This is a genomic window from Rudaea sp., assembly GCF_036383415.1.
Taxonomy (GTDB): Bacteria; Pseudomonadota; Gammaproteobacteria; order Xanthomonadales; family Rhodanobacteraceae; genus Rudaea.
Genome location: NZ_DASVOK010000284.1, coordinates 1 through 1,666, shown reverse-complemented (window position 1 = coordinate 1,666; position 1,666 = coordinate 1). Strand labels below are relative to the sequence as shown.

General features: G+C 67.6%; 2 protein-coding genes. Both read right to left on the bottom strand.

The annotated features are described in order from the left end of the window. The coding region (gene glcE / locus VF497_RS10820; RefSeq protein ID WP_330888538.1) for a glycolate oxidase subunit GlcE at nt 1-1,022 on the bottom strand (1,022 nt) is incomplete at its 3' end. A gap of 5 nt (nt 1,023-1,027) precedes the next feature. After that, nucleotides 1,028-1,666: FAD-linked oxidase C-terminal domain-containing protein (locus VF497_RS10815; protein ID WP_330888536.1), on the bottom strand; the 639-nt coding region annotated here is incomplete at its 5' end.

The window sequence follows — 1,666 nt, the reverse complement described above, 5'->3', positions numbered from 1 at the left end:
GGATCGAACTGATGTTTGAGGCGGCGATGCAGTTCGAGATTGAACGGCGCCAGCGGATGGAACATCGGCGCTGCGTTGCGTTCGCCGCGCCACAACGTTGCCGTGCCACCAAGTTTTTCGACTGCTGCACGGATTTCCTTTGCGGGCGCATCGCTGCGTAGCCAGCGCAGCGCGCCCGACCACTCGACGAGATCGCCGCCGGAAGTGTCGATCGGCGCGGTGGCGGGCAACGACAAACGCCACAGCGGCTTGCCCCCGCCGCAAAAAAAGTCATGCGTCTGGTGACGCAGGCTTGACCACCACGCAAGCGCGTCCGCTTCGTTGATCGGCGTGCCGCCGAGCGTGACGCAAGCGGCGCGCAGCGCGCTCGACGATCCCGACAGGCGCACCGTGGCGACGCCGTCGTGCCAGCAGGTCGCCGAGATTGGCAGTGGCTGCGCGCGCCAGCGTTGGAACATCGCCAGTGCTTCCGCTACGCCGCACTCGAAGCGCAGCGTGGTTTCCTCGCGCGGACGCGGCAGCACCTTGAGCGAGACCTGCGCGACCAGGCCGAGCACGCCGAGCGAGCCGCACAACAGGCGCGCGACGTCGAAGCCGGCGACATTCTTCATCACCTGGCCGCCGAAGCGCAGCAGTTCGCCCTGCGCGTCGAGCAGGTGCGCGCCGAGGACGAAATCGCGCACGGCACCGGCGTAGGCGCGACGTGGTCCGGACAAACCTGCAGCGATCGCGCCGCCGATCGTCGTGCCGTCGCCGAACGCAGGTGGCTCGAACGGCAGGCATTGGCCATGCTTCGCAAGCGTGTCTTCGATCTCCGCAAGCGGCGTGCCGCAGCGCGCGGTGATCACGAGTTCGGACGGTTCGTAGTCCGCGATGCCGACATGGCCGCGCGTGTCGAGCACTTGGCCGGTGAGCGCTTCGCCGTAGAAATCCTTGCTGCCGCTGCCGCGCAGACGCAGCGGCGCGCGCGTCGCGTTGGCGGCGAGGATGCGTTCGCGCAGGTCGATGAGCGAGGCTTCCATCGGCATCAGAACCGCGGCAGGTCGGCGAACGGGAGCTGGCCGTCGTGCACGTGCATGCGGCCGAATTCGGCGCAGCGGTGCAGAGTCGGGATCGCCTTGCCGGGATTGAGCAGGCCGTCGGCGTCGAAGGCGCGCTTGACCGCGAAGAATGCCTCGCGCTCGCCCGGTGTGAACTGCACGCACATGGAGCCGATTTTTTCGATGCCGACGCCGTGCTCGCCCGTGATCGTGCCGCCGAGTTCGACGCAGAGCGCGAGGATGTCGGCGCCGAAGCGATCGGCACGCTCCCATTCGCCTTCGCGATGCGCGTCGAACAGGATCAGCGGATGCAGGTTGCCGTCGCCGGCGTGGAACACGTTCATGCAACGCAAAGCATACTTTTTCTCCATCTGCTCGATCGCGCGCAGCATGCGGCCGAGATGCTTGCGCGGGATCGTGCCGTCCATGCAGTAGTAGTCGGGCGAGATGCGGCCGGCGGCGGGGAACGCGTTCTTGCGTCCCGACCAGAAGCGCAAGCGCTCGGCCTCCGACTGCGAGACGACGCAGGCGGTCGAACCTGCGGCCTTGAGCACGCGCTCGGTCTCGGCGATTTCGTCGGCGACTTCGGCCGCCGTGCCGTCGCTTTCGGCGAGCAGGATCGCCTC